The organism is Streptomyces sp. NPDC101152 (assembly GCF_044768275.1).
Classification (GTDB): Bacteria; Actinomycetota; Actinomycetes; order Streptomycetales; family Streptomycetaceae; genus Streptomyces.
Window position 1 is genome coordinate 149919 of sequence record NZ_JBIWPO010000002.1, and the last position, 19900, is coordinate 169818.

At 67.6% G+C, this 19900-nt stretch carries 19 protein-coding genes; 10 read left to right on the forward strand and 9 right to left on the reverse strand.

Annotation, left to right across the window (positions count from 1 at the left end; all coding sequences use genetic code 11):
* Positions 1 to 8 precede the first annotated feature (8 nt).
* Positions 9 to 1409 (reverse strand): sigma-70 family RNA polymerase sigma factor, encoded by a 1401-nt coding sequence (locus ACIRVK_RS03245; protein WP_404243442.1) that lies wholly within the window; start codon positions 1407 to 1409, stop codon positions 9 to 11.
* Between the two features lie 224 nt (positions 1410 to 1633).
* Here ACIRVK_RS03245 and ACIRVK_RS03250 point away from each other — a divergent pair, with 224 nt between their 5' ends.
* Positions 1634 to 2047, forward strand: coding sequence for an SsgA family sporulation/cell division regulator (locus ACIRVK_RS03250; protein WP_404243444.1), 414 nt, complete (start codon positions 1634 to 1636; stop codon positions 2045 to 2047).
* Here ACIRVK_RS03250 and ACIRVK_RS03255 read toward each other — a convergent pair whose 3' ends face one another.
* The gene (locus ACIRVK_RS03255) at positions 2048 to 2368 is read right to left on the reverse strand and encodes a hypothetical protein (RefSeq protein ID WP_404243446.1); all 321 of its coding nucleotides are present in this window, start codon (positions 2366 to 2368) and stop codon (positions 2048 to 2050) included. It lies immediately after the preceding gene.
* Positions 2369 to 2497: 129 nt separating this feature from the next.
* Here ACIRVK_RS03255 and ACIRVK_RS03260 point away from each other — a divergent pair, with 129 nt between their 5' ends.
* From ACIRVK_RS03260 to ACIRVK_RS03270, 3 genes are all read left to right on the forward strand, one after another.
* Positions 2498 to 3145 (forward strand): hypothetical protein, encoded by a 648-nt coding sequence (locus ACIRVK_RS03260; protein WP_404243449.1) that lies wholly within the window; start codon positions 2498 to 2500, stop codon positions 3143 to 3145.
* Between the two features lie 137 nt (positions 3146 to 3282).
* Complete coding sequence (locus tag ACIRVK_RS03265; RefSeq protein ID WP_404243451.1) at positions 3283 to 7830, forward strand: DUF6531 domain-containing protein; 4548 nt, start codon at positions 3283 to 3285, stop codon at positions 7828 to 7830.
* A 37-nt stretch (positions 7831 to 7867) separates the two neighbouring features.
* A complete protein-coding gene (locus tag ACIRVK_RS03270; protein ID WP_404243453.1) occupies positions 7868 to 8464 on the forward strand; it encodes a hypothetical protein in 597 nt (198 codons plus the stop codon).
* Here ACIRVK_RS03270 and ACIRVK_RS03275 read toward each other — a convergent pair.
* Positions 8440 to 8961, reverse strand: a complete 522-nt coding sequence (locus ACIRVK_RS03275; RefSeq protein ID WP_404243455.1) for an NUDIX hydrolase — start codon at positions 8959 to 8961, stop codon at positions 8440 to 8442. The genes ACIRVK_RS03270 and ACIRVK_RS03275 overlap by 25 nt on opposite strands.
* Positions 8962 to 9150: 189 nt before the next feature.
* Here ACIRVK_RS03275 and ACIRVK_RS03280 point away from each other — a divergent pair, with 189 nt between their 5' ends.
* A complete protein-coding gene (locus ACIRVK_RS03280; protein ID WP_404243457.1) occupies positions 9151 to 9828 on the forward strand; it encodes an alpha/beta fold hydrolase in 678 nt (225 codons plus the stop codon).
* Between the two features lie 56 nt (positions 9829 to 9884).
* Here the strand turns inward: ACIRVK_RS03280 and ACIRVK_RS03285 are convergent, their stop codons facing one another.
* A complete protein-coding gene (locus tag ACIRVK_RS03285) occupies positions 9885 to 10463 on the reverse strand; it encodes a hypothetical protein (protein WP_404243459.1) in 579 nt (192 codons plus the stop codon).
* 285 nt (positions 10464 to 10748) lie between these two features.
* Complete coding sequence (locus ACIRVK_RS03290; RefSeq protein WP_404243461.1) at positions 10749 to 12173, reverse strand: polysaccharide deacetylase family protein; 1425 nt, start codon at positions 12171 to 12173, stop codon at positions 10749 to 10751.
* Positions 12174 to 12943: 770 nt separating this feature from the next.
* Here ACIRVK_RS03290 and ACIRVK_RS03295 point away from each other — a divergent pair.
* The 3 genes from ACIRVK_RS03295 to ACIRVK_RS03305 all read left to right on the forward strand — a co-directional run bounded on the left by ACIRVK_RS03295 (position 12944) and on the right by ACIRVK_RS03305 (position 15844).
* The gene (locus ACIRVK_RS03295; RefSeq protein ID WP_404243901.1) at positions 12944 to 14203 is read left to right on the forward strand and encodes a nucleotide sugar dehydrogenase; all 1260 of its coding nucleotides are present in this window, start codon (positions 12944 to 12946) and stop codon (positions 14201 to 14203) included.
* Positions 14204 to 14354: 151 nt separating this feature from the next.
* Complete coding sequence (locus ACIRVK_RS03300; RefSeq protein WP_404243463.1) at positions 14355 to 14528, forward strand: hypothetical protein; 174 nt, start codon at positions 14355 to 14357, stop codon at positions 14526 to 14528.
* Positions 14529 to 14557: 29 nt separating this feature from the next.
* Positions 14558 to 15844, forward strand: coding sequence for a glycosyltransferase (locus ACIRVK_RS03305; protein WP_404243465.1), 1287 nt, complete (start codon positions 14558 to 14560; stop codon positions 15842 to 15844).
* 151 nt (positions 15845 to 15995) lie between these two features.
* Here the strand turns inward: ACIRVK_RS03305 and ACIRVK_RS03310 are convergent, their stop codons facing one another.
* Together ACIRVK_RS03310 and ACIRVK_RS03315 are read right to left on the reverse strand one after the other, a co-directional pair.
* Positions 15996 to 16229, reverse strand: coding sequence for a DUF397 domain-containing protein (locus tag ACIRVK_RS03310; protein ID WP_404243467.1), 234 nt, complete (start codon positions 16227 to 16229; stop codon positions 15996 to 15998).
* A gap of 10 nt (positions 16230 to 16239) precedes the next feature.
* Positions 16240 to 17091 carry a helix-turn-helix domain-containing protein gene (locus ACIRVK_RS03315; RefSeq protein WP_404243469.1) on the reverse strand — a complete coding sequence of 284 codons (852 nt, stop codon included), beginning with the start codon at positions 17089 to 17091 and terminating at the stop codon, positions 16240 to 16242.
* 238 nt (positions 17092 to 17329) lie between these two features.
* Between ACIRVK_RS03315 and ACIRVK_RS03320 the strand changes: the two genes are divergently transcribed.
* Together ACIRVK_RS03320 and ACIRVK_RS03325 are read left to right on the forward strand one after the other, a co-directional pair.
* The gene (locus ACIRVK_RS03320; RefSeq protein ID WP_404243471.1) at positions 17330 to 17737 is read left to right on the forward strand and encodes an ATP-binding protein; all 408 of its coding nucleotides are present in this window, start codon (positions 17330 to 17332) and stop codon (positions 17735 to 17737) included.
* A gap of 33 nt (positions 17738 to 17770) precedes the next feature.
* On the forward strand, positions 17771 to 18079 hold the full coding sequence (locus ACIRVK_RS03325) for a hypothetical protein (RefSeq protein WP_404243473.1): 309 nt from the start codon (positions 17771 to 17773) through the stop codon (positions 18077 to 18079).
* Between the two features lie 34 nt (positions 18080 to 18113).
* Here the strand turns inward: ACIRVK_RS03325 and ACIRVK_RS03330 are convergent, their stop codons facing one another.
* Entirely contained in the window at positions 18114 to 19175 is a 1062-nt protein-coding gene (locus ACIRVK_RS03330; RefSeq protein ID WP_404243475.1) for a hypothetical protein, read from the reverse strand.
* Positions 19163 to 19828 carry a hypothetical protein gene (locus tag ACIRVK_RS03335; protein WP_404243477.1) on the reverse strand — a complete coding sequence of 222 codons (666 nt, stop codon included), beginning with the start codon at positions 19826 to 19828 and terminating at the stop codon, positions 19163 to 19165. Before ACIRVK_RS03335 ends, ACIRVK_RS03330 begins: the two co-directional genes overlap by 13 nt.
* Positions 19829 to 19900: the final 72 nt, after the last annotated feature.

Consider the following 19900-nt stretch of genomic DNA (forward strand, 5'->3'; position numbering starts at 1 on the left):
CGCCGCCTTCAGTGGCGGGGGTGCCCGTGCCCCTCTCCGCCCGGACGGTCATCAACGGGTGGGCCGCTGCAGTCGTCGCTGGGGGCGGGGTCGGTCTCGGCGGGGGGCGTGACCGGGGGAGTGACGGTGGGCGTGTCTCCGTCGTCCGGCGGGGCAGTGGTCTCATCGCCGGTGGGTGGGGTGCTCGGGGATGCCGTAGGGGTCGGTTCGCTGCCCGTGGGGTCGGCCGTCGTCGGCGGCGCGGTCGGTGTGGTCGTCGGGGTGGGCTCACTCGATGCCGACGGTTCGCCGCTGGTCGTGGGCATGCCCGCACCGACATCCCCCGGCGCCGACACGGCCGTACCCTTCGGAGTTCCGGCAAGGTCGGCCCGTACCGAAGTCCCCGTACCGGCAACGGACTTGTCGGTCGCCGTCCTCTCAGGCCGCCCCACCGGCGTGTCCGCCACCGGAGTCCGGACCGTCGGCGTCTGCCCGTCCGCGACCGGGACCCGCCCCGACGGCACGGTGGGGGACCCACCCGGGCCGAGCACGAGGAGCAGCACAGCCGCACCCACCACGACCACCCCGCTCGCGGCCGCCACCGGCTTCGACGCACCGGCCAGCGCGTGACGCACGCCGTGCAGGGTGCCCCCGCCGTGAACTCCCGACGCGCCGGCGGAGCCCGTCGTGGCCAGGGCGAGCAGGAACTTCCCCGTGCCGCCCATGGCCAGCACCAGCAGCGCGGGCCCGACCAGCGCGGGCAGGCGGTCGTTGGCGGTCATCAGGGCCGCGAGCCGGGCCCGGCAGTCGTCGCAGCCGTCCACGTGCCCGAGCAGCCGCTCCGACTGCCGTGCAGAGGCCGCCCCGCGCACGTATGCCGGCATCCGCGCCCAGTGCACCTGGCACGCGGGATCGTCCGGCGCCCCGGTCTGGGCCCGCAGAAACGCCTGCCGCATCCCTTCGCGCGCCCGGTGCAGCAGTACGGCGGTCGCCCCCTCCTTCGTGCCGAGCTGGGGCCCGATCGCCGCCAACGGCTGCCCCTCGGCCTCGGCGAGCCACAGCGCCTTCACCCACCGCTCGGGCAGCTGCTCCAGCACCCGTACGACGAGGTCGACGGAGGACACCCGCTCGGCCGGGTCGCCGCCCTGCGCGGGCACCTGCGCCTGCTCGTCGCCGTGCGGATCCCGCGGGGTCTCCCGTGCGGCGGTGCCGGCGGCGGCCGCGAGATGCCGGACCGTCGTCATCAGGTACGCCGGCACGTTCTCGATCTCGTGCCCCTGCGAAAGCCGCCGCCAGACCCTGAAGTGCGCCTCGGCCACCAGGTCCTCGGCGGCGTGGGCGTTGCGCGTGAGCGAGCGGGCGTACGCGACGAGGCGGGGTTGCTGCTCCTCGTAGACGCGGGCGTACGCGGCCGTGGAACCGTCGGGCATGGCGGAACGCTCCAGTTGCTGCCTGCAGGGGGCGGGACGGGGCAGAAGGTTTGTAAGCCTAGATGGCAAAACTTTCAATCAAAGTTTCAAGAGCACCAGAAAGTGACGCAGGTCACGTCAGAATCTTGAGAAGTGGCGTAACGCAACTGCCCCTTGCGTGCTCCAAGAAGTGCAACGTCTGACCGGAACCGCCGCCCCGCCGCCCGACCCCACGGAGACCGCTCGTGTACATAGCCCTCGAACAGCCCGTCGGCGCCCAGCTGCTGACGCCGAACCACGAGGAGTTGGCGGTCCCCGTGACCCTCCGCTACACCTCCGACGACGCCCTGGCCGTCCACTTCGTCTTCCCGGCCTGGATCTCGCTCGACGAGGAGGAGGTCACCTGGACCTTCGCCCGCGCTCTGCTGGAGGAAGGTCTGGACGCCCCCGCCGGCCTCGGCGCGGTCCACCTCCGCCCGCACGGCCCGACCGCCACGCTGCTGGAGTTCCGCACCCCCGAGGGTGTGGCGGCGATCCGCTTCCCGACCGCGTCCCTCCGCCACTTCCTGCGGCGCTCCTACGCGGTCACGGAGCCGGGCGGCGAGCCCCTGCAACCGGACCTGGACCGGAACCTGGCCACCCTGTTCGGCGCCGCCTGATCAGCCCGCGCCGCCCTCCTTCTTGACCGCGTCCTCGGCCTTCTTCGCCAGGTCGCCGTCGAGCTTCCTGAACTCCCGTACGACGGTGTCGGACATGTCGGCCAGGGCGTCCAGCTGCTTGCCGATGTCCTCGCGCCCGTCCTCCCAGTTGGACTCGAAGTCACCGAGGGCGTCGTTGACGCTGCCGTCGCCGATGTCGTCCCGGTAGGACTCGAAGAGCTTCTTGGTGTGGTTCAGGCGGCTCTTGAGGGATCGCAACCGCCCCCCGTACTGCTCGAGTTCACTGAGCGGCAGTGCGAGGTCGCTCTTGCCCTTGCCCATGCGTCCGTCCCCCGTCTCCCCGTGATCTCGTAGTCTGGGCGGCACCGTACAACGGAACGATGTTGGCACGAGCGATCGACAGTCCGCCGCGAGAACGGCACCGAGTGAACGGGGAGAACCGGATCCGTCATGGCCCGCTACCTGGAGGCGCTGACCGTCGAGCGCGGAGGATTCCGGATCAAGGTGCCCGAGTCGTGGTGGGAGTTCGACGTGCGTCCCGAGTCACGCGACGACTCGATCCGCCGCATGGTGAACGAACGGGTGCGCCACCACCCGGAGTTGGCGCCGCACCGGGACACGTACGTCACCTTCCTCCAGAAGGCGGCGGCGGACGCCTGGAAGTCGGGAGCGCTGTACTGCGGTTGCATGGCGGAGAGCTTCGGCGGCGAGACGCCGATCACGGGCTCGGTGACGGTGTCCCTGGTCGGCGGCCGTACCCGCGACGGCGCACCCCTGTCCACGGACCCGGCGGCGATCGCGGCCGGCCTCGCGCCCAAGGAGGCCAAGAAGGAGGGCGACTCCTGGCGGAAGGTGACGACGGTCGACGTCCCGGGAGTCGGGGCGGCGGCCCGCACGTACGGCATCGAGGACATCGCCGTACCGGACGACAGCCTGAACCGCACCGTCCGGGCCGTGTTGATGCAGACCTTCATCCCCGTCCCGGGCCAGGAGGGCAAGGTGGCCCTGGTGGCGGGCAGCAGCCAGGTCCTCGACCTGGCCGACTCGTTCTTCGACATCTTCGACGCGATCACGTCGACGTTCCGCTTCACGGGTTGAGCCGCATCACGGTTGAGCCGCATCGCGGGTTGATCGACATCACGCCGGTATCTCCTTCACCTCGAACGTAAGTGCACGCTAAGTTCGCGTGTGCATACGGATGTTGGTGTTGACGTGCGCGTGACGGGGGTTGCGGGATGGCGGGGCAGCGGCCGCGGGACTGGTACGTCCTGGACCTGGACAGGGACCCGACGCCGGGCGACCCGGACCGCGTACGGACCCTCGCCAGGACGTTGCACGAGTTCGCGGACGACGTCTCCGAGGCGCTGAAGGTCGTCAAGGGGATGGCGGACGACGACGCGACCCTGCAGTGGGCCGGCAAGTCGGCGGACGTCTTCAAGCAGGAGTTCTCCGGCGTCCCGAAGAACCTCAAGAAGCTGAAGAAGTCGTACGAGATGTGCGGCGACGCGCTCGCGGCGTACTGGCCGAAGCTGGAGCGGGCGCAGGCCCTCGCCGACCGGGCGCTGGCGAAGGGCCGGGAGGCGCAGCACGACCTGACCTCCGCCAAGTCCCGTCTGGCATCGGCCGATTCGTGGGTGACCCGGGCCACGAAGGAGGCCGACAAGTACAAGGACGACCCCACCGGCAGCAAGTCGGCCGCCGACAAGCCCGACGAGTCCAAGGTCCGCGCCGCCACCCGCGACGCCCAGGCCGCCAAGTCCGCCCACACCAAGGCCCAGTCCGACGTCACCGGCGCCCAGGACGCCCTCTCCGCCGCCAAGAAGATGGCCGAGGACGCCCGCAGGATGCGCGAGGACGCGGCCCGCGAGGCCAAGCAGAAGATCGACGAGGCCTCGGACGCGGGCATCCACAACCGCGCGTGGTGGCAGGACGTCGGCGACTGGTTCGAGGACAACTGGGACACGATCGTCACCGTCTGCAAGGTGGTCGTGACGGTCGTCGGCATCGTCGCGATGATCATCGGCGGCCCGATCCTGGGCGCGATCGTGCTGGTGGCGGCCCTCGTGGTCCTCGCCGACACCCTCTACAAGTACTCCAAGGGCCAGGCGTCCCTGTGGGACGTGGGCTTCGCGGCACTGGACTGCATACCGGGAGGCAAGGGGATCACTTCGCTGGGGAAGCTGGCGAAGGGGATGCGGGCCCTCGGCAAGACCGGGCTGAAGGGCATGTCCCTCGGAGTCCGGGGCTTCGGCCCGGCCGCCCGCGTCCTGGGCCGACAGATGAAGAAGCTCATCACCCGCGGCGACCCGGTCGACCTGGCCACCGGCGAACTGGTCATGTCGGCGACCGACGTGACGCTCGACGGCGTTCTTCCGCTCGTGCTGGAGCGCCACCACCGCACGAGCGTCCGCAGTGGCCGCTTCCTGGGGCCGTCCTGGACGTGCACACTCGATCAGCGTCTGTCGCTGGAGGACGCGGGCGTGCGGTTCGCCGTCGACGACGGCATGGTCCTGCACTACCCGGTCCCGGACCAGGACGTCCCCGTACTGCCGGTGGAGGGCCCTGCCTGGCCACTGAGCTGGGACGAGACCGCCGCAGGCCAACTCGCGGTGCACCAACCGGAGACGGGCCGCACCTTGCGTTTCCGGCCGCTGCCCGACCGCTCGCCGACCGAGCTTGCGCTGTCGACGATCAGCGACCGGAACGGCAACACCGCGACCGTGACCTACCGGCCGGACGGCACTCCAGCGGACATCACCCACCACGGCGGCTACCGCATCGGCGTGACCTGCGAGGACGGCCGAATATCCGAACTGGCGCTGCACAGCCACCCGGACCGGCCGACCCTTGTCCGCTACGGCTACGACCACCACGGCAACCTGTCGGCCGTCCACAACTCCTCTGGCCTGCCCCTGAGATTCACCTACGACGACGACCGGCGTCTGACGTGCTGGGAGGACCGCAACCGCGTCTGGTACGCCTTCACGTACGACGACGCGGGCCGCTGCGTGGCCGGCCACGGCATGGACGGCTTCCTCTCCTACACCTTCGCCTACGACGACGAGGCCCGCCGCACCGTCGCGGTCGACTCGCTGGGCCACGCCACGCACTACCGGTTCAACGAGGCCTACCAACTCGTCGAGGAGACGGACGCCTTCGGCCACTCGGTCACACAGGAGTGGGACCACCGGGACCGTCTGTTGCGCCGCACCGACCAGCTGGGCCGTTCACTGACCATGGAGTGGGACGCCGGGGGCCGTCTCACCGCCGTCGAGCTGCCCGACGGCTCCCGCTCCACGACCCGCTACGACGACCACGGCAGACCCGTGGAGATCACCGAGTACGACGGTGGCGTCCTGCGGCAGGAGTGGGACGAACGCGGCAATTGCACGTCCCTGACGACCGCCGACGGGGCGACCACCCACTTCACCCGCGACCCGACGGGCGCGCTGACCACGCTGACCGACGCCACGGGAGCCGCCCACCGCTTCACCAACAACCCCGCCGGGCAGCCGACTTCGGCGACGGACCCCCTTGGAGCGACCTCCACCTACGCCTACGACCCGTTCGGCCGATGCACCGCCGTCGTGGACCCGCTGGGAGGCCGGACCCTGCGGACCTGGTCACCCGAGGGCCTGCTGACCTCGCGGACGGGCACCGACGGCAGCGTGGAGAGCTGGACGTACGACGGCGAGGGCAACCAGCTGACCCACACCGACGCACAGGGCCGCACCTCCACCTTCACCTACGGGGCCTTCGACCTGCTCACCTCACGCACGACACCGGACGGCGTACGCCACACTTTCACCCACGACACGGAGCTGCGGCTGACCCGGGTGACCGGCCCGCGCGGGCTGACCTGGGACTACCGCTACGACGCGGTGGGCAACCTGGTGTCTGAGACCGACTTCGACGGCCGCACCCTGTCCTACGCCTACGACCCCGCAGGCCAGTTGCTCAGCCGCACGAACGCCGTCGGCCAGACGGCCGAGTTCGCCTACGACGAGGTGGGCAACCAGGTCCGGGCGACACTGGACGGCAGGACGACCACCTACTCCCACGACCGCGCCGGCCGGCTCGTGCGGGCCGTGGGCCCGGACGCCACCCTCACGTACGACTACGACCGCGGCGGCCGCATCACCGCCGAGGCCGTCGACGGCAGGGCTCTCGCCACGGACTACGACCTCCTGGGCCGCCCGGTCCGCCGGACCACCCCGAGCGGCGCCATCACCACCTACGCCTTCGACACGGCCGGACACCGCACGGCGCTGAGCACCGCCGACCGGACCTTCGCCTTCGCCTACGACCACCTCGGCCGCGAGACGACAAGGTGGACCGACAGCGGCCTCGCGCTCACCTTCGCCTGGGACGCCGGAGACCGCCTGACCTCACAGCAGCTCACGACCCCCACCGGCCCGCACCCCCTGACGCACCGCACCTTCACCTACCGGCCGGACGGCCACATGACCGCGCTCGACGACCGGACGACTGGGCGCCGCACGTTCGACCTCGACCCGGCGGGACGCGTCCTGTCCGTGCGTGCGGACGGCTGGACGGAGTCGTACGCCTACGACGAGCAGGGAAACCAGACGCGAGCCACCTGGCCGGACCGTTACTCCACCCAGGAGGGACGCGGCGAGCGCGTCCACCAGGGAAACCGCGTCCTGCGCGCGGGAGACGTCCACTACGAGTACGACGCCGCCGGCCGCGTGGTGCTGCGCCGCCGCACCCGCCTGTCCCGCAAGCCCGATATCTGGCGCTACACCTGGGACGCCGACGACCGCCTCACCTCGGCCGTCACCCCCGACGGCACGGTCTGGCGCTACCGGTACGACCCGGTGGGCCGCCGAGTCGCCAAGCAGCGCCTGAGCACCGACGGGCAGAGCGTGCTGGAGGAGACCCGTTTCACCTGGGACGGCCCGCATCTGGTGGAACAGACCACGGTGCGCGCCGACTCCGCCGAGGTGTCCACCCTGACCTGGGAACGCGACGGATCGCGACCTTTGACCCAGACGCAGCGCACCATGATCGCCGACGCACCCCAGGACGTCGTCGACGAACGGTTCTTCGCCATCGTCACCGACCTCGTGGGCACGCCGACCGAACTCGTCTCGGGGGACGGTGCCATCGCCTGGCGCTCCGACGCCACGCTGTGGGGCCTGCCGGCACTGGACGGGGCGTACGACACGACCACCCCACTGCGCTTCCCCGGCCAGTCCTTCGATCCCGAGACGCAGCTCCACTACAACTTCTTCCGGTACTACGACCCGGTCACCGCGGCCTACCTCAGCGCCGACCCGCTCGGCCTGGACGCGGGCCCGAACCCCCGCGCATACGTACCGAACCCCCTGTCGTGGCTCGACTACCTGGGCCTGCTGACCTGCGCCGAGAACGCCGACCTGCTGGCCAAGAACCTGGCCCGGGAGGGCCGCGCCAAGAGCGCCGGCGAGGCCGCCGCCCACCTCGTGCCGTCCGGCATGAAACGCAACGGCGCGGCACAGGCGAGGGCGCTGCTGGAGAAGTACGGCGTCGACATCAACGATGCGGCCAACGGGGTTCCGCTGGGGCATCCTCGACCGCACAACTTCACGCATCGCAAGAACTTCCTCGAGCGTTTGAACAAGCACCTCCAGGAAGTGACGACCGATATGGAGGGTGCCGGTTACGGAGCGCGTGCCATCCGTGGTGCACTGCGCCGGGAACTGCGCTCCGTCGGGCAACAGGTAGAGAGAGAACTGGCGAACGGACAGCCCTCAGCGAACGCAGTATGGACTGCACCTTGATGGATACCCGCGCGACGAAAGACATGGATGGTGACGCATGGTTGATGAGTCCGACGAGAGTCTGTCGGTCTACCGCCTTCTTCCGAGCCTGAGCGACTACAGGCCACTGCGTCTTGACGATGCTGGGCTGTCCAGGATCAAGCGCTGGCAGCGTAGCGGTGCGGAATCGGACCGACCTGTCCGGCTGAGTGCTGAATGGGGTGGGGACCGCCACTGGCCGAAGTCCGAATTTCCGTCGGGATACCGGGGCGCTCCCATCCTCGGTCGACGTGTCATCGATCAACTTGGTGACCGACTGCCGGCGGCCGGAAGCCTGGTGCCCGTCGACATTGCCGACGGAAAAGACGACGAGTACTTCCTGCTCCTGGTCGAGCAGGTGGTCGACTGTCTGGATCTGCGGAGGTCGTCCAAGCCGAAGAGGATGAATGGTGAGGTCAAAAAGGCGGTGTTCCGCCCCGAAGCACTTCCTGTGGACCTCCCGGCCTTTCGGTTGCCGCAATTCGCCAGCGCCGTACAGTGGAACGGCTGGGCGGCCGACCGGCTGATCGACCTCACCGGGGACCAGATCGAGCGGCGTCTGATCTGGTCACGGGATCCGGCTGCGAAGCCTCATCCTGATCCGTGGGGCTTCTGAACCACGGCCCAATTGAGGTCACGGTATCGATCGAACGCCTCGCGGGCGTCCGGGACGAACCCCTGATGCCGTACGAGGGATTCGAGCTCCGGCTCGGTGAGCCAGTCGTGCCAGGCGACTTCCTCGGCACTCGGCCGGACGGGCCCGGTGATGACGACCTCGTGCAGTCCGAGCCAGTAGGGACTGATTGCCCCCGCGCACAGAAACTTGAGCACGAAGCGCGGGGCTGCCTGAACATCCAGTTCCTCCGCCAATTCCCTGGCTGCCGCCTGCTCGTACGATTCGCCGACGTCAGCGGCCCCGCCGAGCATCCAGTTGTACTGACCCGGAAAACGGGACGAATCATCCGGACGGCGATGAACCAGGAACCGCCCTCCTTCGTCGCGGCACACGATCGTGGCGATGCGATGCAGCCAGCCCTGCCGAATCGCTTCCGCTCGGTCGACCACTCCCAGCACCCGGTCCTGCTCGTCGACACGCTCAACCAGTTCACCCATGAGCCCCACGGTGCCAGGGACTGCTCACGCCGGCCCACCAAAATGGATCGATATTGAACGATGCCGTGCGTAAGCTCCTGGACGATCCAGTCCCCGGTGGCGTCGAGGTCCGTCAGGACGAGCAGAACTCGCCCGAAGCACCCATCCCCGTAAGGGAATCAGCGACATGTGGGCGTCGTTCATGCCTGCATGACGACCTTCGTTCTGGTTCCCGGCGGCTGGCGCGGCGGCTGGTACTTCTCCGGCCTGGCCGACCGACTGTGCACCGCCGGACACCGGGCGCTGACCGTCACCCCCACCGGTGTCGGCGACCGCGCCCACCTGAACTCTGCCAACGTCAATCTCGACACCCACATCGACGACGTGCTCGCCGTACTCGCCACCGAGGAGGTCAATGACGCCGTTCTCGTCGGGCACAGCTATGGCGGCATGGTGATCACCGGTGCCGCCGACCGCGCCCCTTCCGGGGTGGTGCGCCGCCTGGTCTACGCCGACGCCTACGTACCCGAGGACGGCCAGTCCTGTTGGGACCTGACCAGCGATGTCTACCGCAGCCTGTTCTTGGACGGCGCGGCGGCGGACGGTTACACGGTCCGGCCGCCGTCCGGCAGCGACCCGCGCGTGACCGCACATCCGCTGGCGTCCTTCCTCCAGCGGATCCGGCTGGACGCGGCCGGCCTGCGCGACGTCAAGGCCCGGGACTACGTGTATCTGTCCGGATGGGACGGCACGCCCTTCACCGCCGTCCGCGACCGGTTGGCCAACGACCCGACCTGGCGCGTCCACACCCTGGACAGCGGTCATGACGTCTGTAGGGACGCCCCGCAGGAGTTCTTGGAGATCCTTCTGCTGGGCGAAGAGCCATGACGCGGTGCGGGTGTGGCCGACCAATGGTCGTTGGCGGGCACAGCTGGAGCTGCTGCTCACCTCTGTGATGCCTGGTAAGCCTCGCGGATCGACGCAGGAATGCGTCCACGATCATTTACGAGATACCTGTTGGCGTGTGCCCACAGAGGTATCGGCTCGTCTTTCGGACGGAGATCGGGCCTACGGGCTCTGGCAGACCGGCCGGGGCCTCTCCAGTCCCCCGTGGACACCCCTTCCAGCCGGTCCGCTGTCTCTTGGAAGAAGGCGAACAAGGAGGCGTACGCGCCCTCCACAGGACCGTTTGCCTCGTTCCAGGTTCCGATGGTTCCGCTGAGCGTGTCGAGATACGTCCCATAGAGACCGTCGCTCTCGGCGGCAATGGGCACCCACTCACGACGCCAGAACGGATGGCCGGGGTCTGCGGACGGCGCGCTCTCCTCCAGGCCCATGCGGCTCAGGTAGACGCGCTGAATATCTGTCAGCCCGAGGAGGAGATGGCCGCCGGGGATGTCTAATTCGCACCCCAGCGCGACCAGACGGGACTGATCGTCTGGCTGCCTGCCGGCGTCGATGTCGTTCGCCAACAGCCACTGCCGCATGTCCTCCGGCAGATTCAGACCGAAGTTCGGCTTCACTGATGGCCCCATGGGCCCCCGGGCCGCCGAGCGCTGCGAGCGTGTCAGGGGCGTTGCGTTCAAGCCATGAGGTCACACGGCCCCATGCCTCTCGCACGTCTCCTGTCGCGCACATCCAATTTCCTCTCATGTTTGATCCTCAAGAGTTGTCCTCAGCTCTGGCTGTGCAGCAGTCTCCGCAGCTTTGACCAAACAGCACGCCGATCACCAAGCGACAGTGCGTGGCCCTCCAAGGCGGAGTACGCGGCGCCCTGCTCCTCCCCGGCGTGAGCGGGGGGGGGGGACTTACGTGTAGTGGTCCATCGCCTTGGCGACGGTCGCGACGGGGATCCCCCGGTCGGAGATCGCCTTCAGCAGCGTCATCAGGCCCGCCTGGCTGATCTCCGTACTGCTGGTGGGCGCCCCCTCGACGACCCGGTGCAGGCAGAGGATCAGCCAGTCTGCACTGTTGGCGCAGCGGTCGAGTCGGCCACCCGGAGCCGTCAGCTTCGACAGTGCCGTGCCTTTGATCCCGCTGGCGTCGTTGATGCCGGTCAGCGCTTTGAGGCGGAATGGCATCGCCGGGGCGAAGGACTCGGTGGTTTCGGAAATGATCGACCGGGCCGTGGTGAAGTGCCGGCCCGCGATCTGGTCCACCGCGACTCCGTCGGTCGTCTTCCCGAACGCACCGTGCGGGTAAGCGAAGTGCTCGCTGGTGAAGCCGTGGGTTGCCAGCCATTCCCGCAGACGGCGGAAGTCGTTGTCCGCCTGCTGGGCCGTCAGCTTCGCGTAGCTCGCGGTATGAGCGCTCGTCGCGTACGCGTGCCCGGCCATCTCCCAGCCCGAGTGGTCCTGCAGCGACCGCATCTGGTTGATCGTCAGGGAACTGCCGCTATCGATGGCGTCCGCGATGTTGTAGCTCGTCCCGGGGAAGCCGTACCTGTCCATCGCCGGCCGCGCCAGGTTGTGGATCGAGCTGTGCGAGTCGTCGAACGTGATGGAGACGACGCCTTTGGGAAAGACGGACGAGGTGTCAGGCACCAGTTCCACCGCCTGCAGCCAGTAAGTCACCGGACCACCGGCGTCGTCGTACAGGGCGAACGAGAAGTCGGTGAAGCCGGTTTTGGTGGAGGGCACGCCCGCCGACGACAGCGAGTACCTGCCTGCTGCGGCAGTCACGTCGGCCCACTGCAAGTGGACGGTCACCCATTCCCCGGACTGGACGTAGTTGGTGGCCGTCGCAGAGTGCGTGTGGAACTGCCAGACGTAGGAATTCGCGAACGAGCCGGTTCCCAGGTAGAAGGCCAGCCTGGAGAGGCTGTTGGTGTTGTCGACGCGGAAGAGCAGGCGAATCATCCTGCCGGTCAAGTTCATCGCGGTCATGCCGGTCCTGCGTACGTACGACTGCCTTCCGGTGCCGTTGGTGACAGCGCGCACCGACTGACTGCCCCGGGCGAACACCGAGGTGTCATTGGGGTCGGCGGACGCGGTGCCCGCGCCGCCGACCGTCCAGCCGTGCCCGGATTGGAACTGCTCGGACCAGGTCGCTCGGGGAGGATGGAGACGGCGCCCTGAGGGGATGTCAGTCCGTGGCGTAGTGGGCTCGCCCGGCGCTCTTTTTTTGGGAGGCGCAGCAGGGGCGCAGCTCACAAGTGTCTGCCCAGCAGCGACAAGAGCCGATGCCCCGGCCAGACGAAGCGCTGATCGACGGCTGAACAGGCTTGCGCCCATGGAGTGCCTCTCTGAGATCACCGCAACTCCCAACGCTGCCAAAGTAGTTTATTTCCCCTTTGCTGGACTGCAGGACTGCAGCATTGATGTCCCCGACGGGCAGGGCGTCGGAGAGGCGGGATCTTCGCCGGAGCGGTGGTACAGGGGGCGCACACAACGGAGCGCGTCACCGCAGAGTGCTTCGACTACCAGGTCGCGATGTGGGAACAAGCCTTCCGCTTGGCGGGTGCATCCTTAGCCTTGACCAAGCACGAACAGGGGGAAGTTGTGAAGATCAGTTCGTGAATCTAACGGCGTGTCGGCTTGGCCGGGCCGAGGGTGGATTGCATCGGCCAAGAAGTCACCGTCTTGCGGTCAAGACTGCCCTCGTGAGCTGAACTTAGGCATCATGCAGCTGTTTTGACGGTCAGTCGGGCGCTGAGAGGGCCCTAGAGGCACCTCATAGGTTTCGAATCAGTAAAGAGGCTTCCGTTACCGCGGATAACCGTTGAACGTTTTAGGTCCACAAAGAGGGGGGATTTGTGAAGATCTCTAAGTGGGTCAGGGACAGACTCACGAGAGACGTCGAGCCGGCGGTTGAGCCGCCAGTGACTCGACAGCAGCGGTTGTCGTAACCCGACGGGGGTTCAGCGCCGCCGCTCCCGCACCGCCATCCACTGCAGTACCCGACGCCGCGGCTGCCTGCTTCAGGAACAGTCAGCCGCACTTCAGGGGCGCCGTTTTCCGGTCCGCGCATGCTCGCGGGCCGGCTCAAGGTGAGGAAATCCACCATGCACATTTGCGTGCTTGGGCAGGGCTATGTTGGCCTGCCCCTGGCCCTGAGGGCCGCCGAGGCCGGACACGTCGTGACCGGCTACGAACCAGACCAGAGACGCTGCGAGAGCCTTGCTGCCGGTTCGTCCTACATAGAGGACATCGACTCGGACCGGCTGCAACAGGTGCTGCACTCAGGCCACTACACGCCCAGCTCGGATCCGCAGGATCTGAAGGGATTCGATGTCGCTGTCATCACTGTGCCGACGCCACTGACCGAGCGCGCGCCAGATCTCACCTGCGTACGTGAGGCCGGACGGGTACTGGCGGACTGGCTGGAGCCAGGAGCCACCGTGGTGCTTGAGTCGACGACGCATCCGGGCACCACCCGCGAGGTGCTCATACCCCTGCTGGAAGAGGGCTCGGGCCTCGTCGCCGGGGAGGACTTCCACGTCGGGTTCAGCCCCGAGCGCATCGATCCCGGCAACGCGGACTGGCGACTGGAGAACACACCCAAGATCGTCGCCGGGCTCACCGATGCCTGTCTGCGGCGTGTCAAGGACTTCTACGACTCGGTCACCGATGTCACCGTGCCGGCCTCCGGGCTGGAAGAGGCCGAGCTTGCCAAGGTGTTCGAGAACACCTATCGGCACGTCAACATCGCGCTGGTCAACGAGCTTTCCCGGATGGCGCACACCCTGGGCGTAGACGTCTGGCACACCCTGGAGCTGGCGGCGACCAAGCCTTTCGGGTTCACCAAGTTCCTGCCCGGGCCGGGCGTCGGTGGGCACTGCTTGCCCATCGACCCCGTCTACCTCAGCCACCACGTCAAAGCCCGACACGGACAGACCTTCCGGCTCATCGAGCTGGCTCAGGACATCAACGAAAGCCAGCCGGACTACGTGGTGCGCCGCCTACAGGACGCCCTCAGCCGTCGCTTTTGCCGCAGCGTGCACGGGGCCCGCATCCTCGCCCTTGGCGCCGCTTACAAACCGGGCACCTCCGACGCCCGCCAGTCGCCCGCTGTCCAGGTCATCGACCGGCTCCGGGCCATGGGAGCCGACGTCACCGTCGTCGATCCCTACCTGCCCGACGGCGGCTGCAAGGACATTCCCTTTGCCGCCACGCACGGCGGTACGAGCGTGGCCGACTTCGACGCAGTCGTTCTGCTCACCCCGCACGGTGAGTTCGACCTCACCCAACTCGCCGCCGAGGCCGCCTACGTACTCGACACCCGTGGCGTCATGGCGGCCGCCCCACACATTGAGCGGCTCTGAAACACGGAACACCCCCGAAGGCCAGGCGGGCTGACTTGCCGGCGCGACACATGAGAACCGCCCCGCGCTGAATGTCCTGGCACTCACGGAAGCCATCGGGCAGCCGTCGACACGTTGGTGACGCCTCACGGCGCACTCAGAAAGAGGGAACATGTACGGACACAATGGCGTTGGTGCCGCAATAGGTACAGCCACCGGGGGAGCCGCTCTGGCCGCCACCGGCGGCACGGATCTCGGATGGATCGTGCTGGGGGCCATGCTTCTCGTCCTCAGCGGCGTGACGGTCTTCCGGCTGGCGACCCGCGGCAAGCGGGTGACCGCTTGAGCACTTCATCACGGGCGAGATTCACTGTGGTGACTGCCGTGGTGGTGGCGGCCCTGGCCGCTGCCACCGTGGTGGTCCACCTTCAGTCCAAGAGCCCGATCCTGACGTTCTACTGGTGGCTGGGCATGACCGTGATCGTGCTCTGCCTGGTCTCCTTCCTCAAAGGCCGGACCTTCACCCACCTGCCGGTGGCTCCCGGCCGGACAGTGGCCATCATCCCGGCCTTCGAAGAGCCCACGGAGAACCTGCACCGTACGGTGCGCTCGTTACTGGCCCAGACGCATCCCGTCGATGAGATCCACGTGATCGACGACGGCTCCCAGCAGCACCCCGTGCAGCCCTTCGACCACCCCCGGGTCTTTTGGCACCGGCAGGAGAACAAGGGCAAACGCGGGGCCCAGGTCACGGTGCTGCGTCACCTTCAGGCACAGGGCAAGCACTTCGACTTCGTCCTCACCATCGACTCGGACGGCGAGCCCTTCCCGGATGCCCTGGAACAGCAACTGCGGGCCATGAGCAACCCGAAGATCCAGGCCACCACCGGCATGATCTACATCCGCAACTTCCAGGAGACCTGGGTCGCGCGGGCCGCCGACATCGACATCGGCACCTCATGCGTGATGATGCGCTCCTCGCGCTCCATGCTCGGAGCCCTGGAGACCACCTCGGGCGCACTGGCCCTCTACCGGGCCGAACTGCTCTACGACCACCTGGACGCCTACGAGGTGGAGTGCGGCACGGGCGACGACCGCTGGCTCGCGCTGAGAGCCCTGATGCGCGGCGAGGTCGTGGCCGTCAACGAAGCGGGCGTGGTCACCGACATGCCGACCACACTGAAGAAGACCTACCGTCAGCGCCTGCGCTGGGCCAGGTCCTGGTGGTGGATGCTTCCCTTCGTCTACTCACGGCTGTCCGTGAAGCAGCTCATCTCGCCGACGTTCGGCCTGCTCCAGCTCGTCATCACCCCCGTGATGCTGACTTGGACCATCGTGATGACCGTGATGACCCTGGGCGGCCGGTACCACAACCCCGGGCCGGCCTTGGTGTACCTCACGGTGTACCTCGTGGTCCGCTACGGCCAGTCCGGGCTGTACGTACTCATGCGACCGGACATGACCACGCGCCAGCGATGGCACTCGTGGCTTGCCGGAACCCCGGCGGCAGTGTTCATGAACATCGTGCTGCTCTGCCCCACCCGCTACTGGGCCCTGTTCAAACTCCGTGACAACGCCTGGCAGTCGCGAGGGCTCACGGCCAAGACAGCTCTGCCGAACAGACACCACCGTGCTGAGTCCCAGAACGTCGTCAGTGCTTGACCGCCGGGGCGACGCCGAGCCGCGCAGACCGCAGAGCGCCCCATCGAGCCGAGCAGGTCCGGCAGGCCGGCGTCGTCCTCGGTGATGTCGGGGAGTGCGATCGATCTCGGGGTGGGCTGGAATGGGCCGGTGAACAGCTTCAGGGGCAGATCTACGAGATGGACGGAGAGTACGGCGCCGCCGGGTGGTAGAGCGGCGTCTGATCTGTGGCGAGCGAGTCGATGAACGCGGAGAAGACATGGGCCGGGAGGGAGAGGGTGCCTTGGGCCGGATCCTTCGAGTCGCGTATCGCGATGTCGTTGGAGAGGTTCGCTATCTCTACGCAGTCGTTGCCCTCCCCGCCGCCGGAGTAGGACGACTTTCGCCACTGAACCGGGGTGCTCATGGCTGCTTCCTCACAGTTCCTTGGTCAACTGGTGGATGAGGTCACGCGACCTGACGGGGGTCAGTGACGCTTCCCTCACCCTACGGAAGAGCTTTCGAAAGTGCTCCAGTTGGGCTTCGGAGTCGATGAAGGCCGTGCCGTGTGGGGCGTCGCGGACCACGGTGTCCAAGGGCCGGACGGCCCCTCCCAGGTGCACCATGGCGCTCCCGGCGCCGGCGAAGTCGTCGAGGGCGAAGGGGATGACGCGCACGGTCACGTGGTCCGCCTCGGACATTTCGAGGACGCGGGCCAGCTGCGTTCGGAAGGCGGCTCGGCCTGCCACTCTGATGCGCAGAGCCGCCTCATGGATAAGGGTCTCGTACGGGATGGGGTCGGGACCATCGATGATGACTTTCCGCTTCATCCGATGGCTCACTCGGTGCTCCACCTCGCTCTCGGGGAACTCAGGGTTCATGTAGGAGAAGAGGGCGTGCGCGTAAGCCTCGGTCTGGAAGAGCCCGGGCAGGTGGTTGACCGCCACGTCGTGACGGAACCTGGCGTGGTGATCCAACTCAGCCAGGTCGAGGTGGGCGGCGGGCAAGACACCCTTGTACTCCTCCCACCAGCCCCGGGTGCGGTCGGTGGCCATGGCGACCAAGGCGTCGATCAGTTCGGCATTCGTGCAGGCGTAGTTGGCTGCCAGCCGGCGAACACGCTCCTCGCTGACACCGGCGACACCGGACTCGATCTGGCTCATCTGAGTTGAGTTCACCCCGAGCAGCGCCGCCGCCTCGGCGCCTTTCAGCCCTGCGGCCTCGCGAAGTTTGCGCAGTTCGGCGCCCAGACGCATCTGCCGTGCCGTGGGGTGTCGCCGCGTGGCCATCCGCTGCTCCCTGGGTCGTAAACCGCCTGCCATGGCGCCTCGTTCGGGTGTGAGGCTACGTGAGTGGCTTGCCGGGTCGCAATCTTATGACCTACCGTCAGTGACGCGACGCACACGCTGCGAGACGCCGGGATCCCGGAAGCGCACCACTCCGTCCTGCCATGACGGCTGCGGCACTGCCACCGCCCGCGACCGCCGCGCGACCTGCCAACTCCCCCTCCTCGACTGGAGTTCAGCCATGCCCGAAAACGACCCGTGGGAGTACTCCCTCTACATCCCGAACGACCCCCGAGCCGTCACCGTCTGCCGTCGCACCCTCCGGCTGATCCTCACCCTGCACGGCCTGATCCGCCTGGCCGACACCGCCGAACTGCTCGCGACGGAGCTGGTCACCAACGCCGTACGGCACACCAAGGGACCGGCGGCGCTACGGGTGCGCTGGTCGGCCGGTGTGCTGCGGATCGGGGCCTGGGACGCGAGTCCCGAACCGCCGGAGCCGCCTGGGCGGTTGGAGCAGCTCGTCGACGCGGAGGAGGGGCGGGGACTCGCACTGGTGCGGGCGTGCTCCGACCTGGGGGGATGGCAGCAGCTGACCAGAAACGGCAATCGAGGCAAGTACGTGTGGTGTGATCTCGTTGCGGCGTAGCTCGTTGATCACCTCGTATGAAGGAGAGGCTGGGTGACTGAGCCATTCCCGGGGGGCGAGGGGCACACGGAATGCGACGACGAGTCGTGCCCGCTCTTGCTTCTGTTCCGGAACCCCGTCTTCCTTCGGGCCAATGTCGACATGACTGCCGAGGCTGGCTGGTCGTCGGAAAGGCTCAGAGAGCTTGTCCTGGCTCTGGGGGAGGCCGGACCGCTCCCGGTGACTTCCGAGGTCCGTGTTCGGGTGGACGCCTGTTCCGATCCGGCACTGCTCAGGGCCTGGGCGATCCGGACCCTGCGTGCGACAAGCCTGGCCGACCTGTTCGCCGAGAACGTGGTCTGAACCCGGTGTGTCCCCGGCGATGTTGAGGCGAACGTCAGCGGTTGACCGCCTGGATCTCCTGGACGTTCATGTTCTGGGTCGTGTCGAAGGTGCCGTTGGGCAGGTTGCCCTTGGCGCCGCCGGTTCCCTCCCAGGTGATCTGCCATGTGATGCTGGCCTTGAGCTGGTACGGCGTTCCGTTCGTCGCCTTGAGGTACGTGATGCCGCACGGCGGGGTGGTGTTGGCGTCGCCCGGCTTGTACGGGGTGCCGATCGAGCCGTCGTTGTTGATGGTGCAGTCGCCGGAGGCGGGGAACGTCGTCGCGTCGGACGTGCCGGGATCCAGGTGGAGGGCGACCGGCTTGGCGGTCGTCTCGGCCCAGAGGTTGGTGCGGGGGAGTTCCGCGCGGACCTTGACGTCCTGGAACTTGCCCTTGTCGAGCCAGACCCAGGTCGGCAGGTTCACCGTGGACTTGGCGGTGGGCTTCACCTCGATCTCGGTGGCGGGGACCTTGATCTGGTTGTAGGCGTAGTCGGCGAGCATCTCCGGCGTGGGGGCGTGCGGGACGTTGGGAACGACGTTGGCGTCCTGCCAGAACATGATGCGGCCGCAGTCCCAGGAGGCGGGGTCGGTCGCGTCCGGTGCGACGCTGCGCCAGAAGTAGCCGTTCTTGCCGATGTTGTAGTTCTTGTAGCCGTCCGCGACGCTGTTGCTGTCGTCGAAGTTGTGCTCCGGCTTGCCGTCCTGGTAGTGGTCGGTCCACAGGCCCTTGCCGTACCAGGACTCGTGGATGCCGACGTCTCCGTTGCCGTTCGTGCTGTCGACGAAGTCCTTCAATTCCTGCCCGCTGAACACCGGCTCGTACCAGCAGGCCGGCGGCTTCCAGTTGACGTCCACGGAGGAGACGGAGCCGCGCTTGCCGCCGGTGGGGCCGCTGATCTGGCGGACCTTGATGGTGGAGTAGGTGGCGGAGGCGTAGATGTTGTTTCCGTTGGTTCCGCCGTGAGCACCAGAGGTGGGCTTGTCGGCGTAGGCATTGCCTGCGGTCCACAGCAGGATCCCCGCAGCAAGGGCTACGCCCCATTTCGCTCGCTGGGGGTAAATCACTCCTGGCACTCCTTCGCCTTCTCGGCCACGGTGATCGACTGCGCTTGCCAAACCGGCGACGCCTTCGTGGATGCCATGAGGATGTTGAACTTCAAGAAACTACTCAGGCTTGGCTTGGTGTAGAGGATCTTCCCGGTCTTCACTTCCTTGCCGTAGGCCTTCGCCTGGTTCTCACAGAATGTGACGCGGACGAGCTTCACGTTCTGGGTTCCGCCCGCGGCGCTGGTCTCGGCACGGTAGTAGCGGTCCGTGCCGGTGATCGTCCAGCCGCCCTTCACGTACGTCTGGATCTGCGAGTTCGCGTACCGGGCCGCGTCGCTGGCCGAGTAGAACTGGTAGGCCGGATCCTGGGGATTCTGCTTGGCGATGCCATGGTTCAGCGCCCGGATGTAGTTGGCCGCGTCATCCAACGCCGCGGCACTGTCTGCGTCTGACGGTTTGGCAAAGTCGAAGACCAGCTTGAGGTCCTTCGGAAGACTCACGTCCGGTCGGTCAACGTTGGAAGAAGCTGAAGCCGAGGCAGAAGCCGAAGGGCTCCCCGACCCCGTGTCCGCCCCCTTGATGGTCCCCGACGACTTGTCACCCCCGCCGCACGCCGTGAGCAAGAGCGTCGACGCGATGGTGAACGCGGCGGCAGTGGACGTCAGTGCGTGGCGGGCCACGGTGTTCTCCCCCGGAGTCGGCTGTGTGCAACGGGGAACGAAGCTATCAGGGGTGGGTAAGGGGGCCTTGAG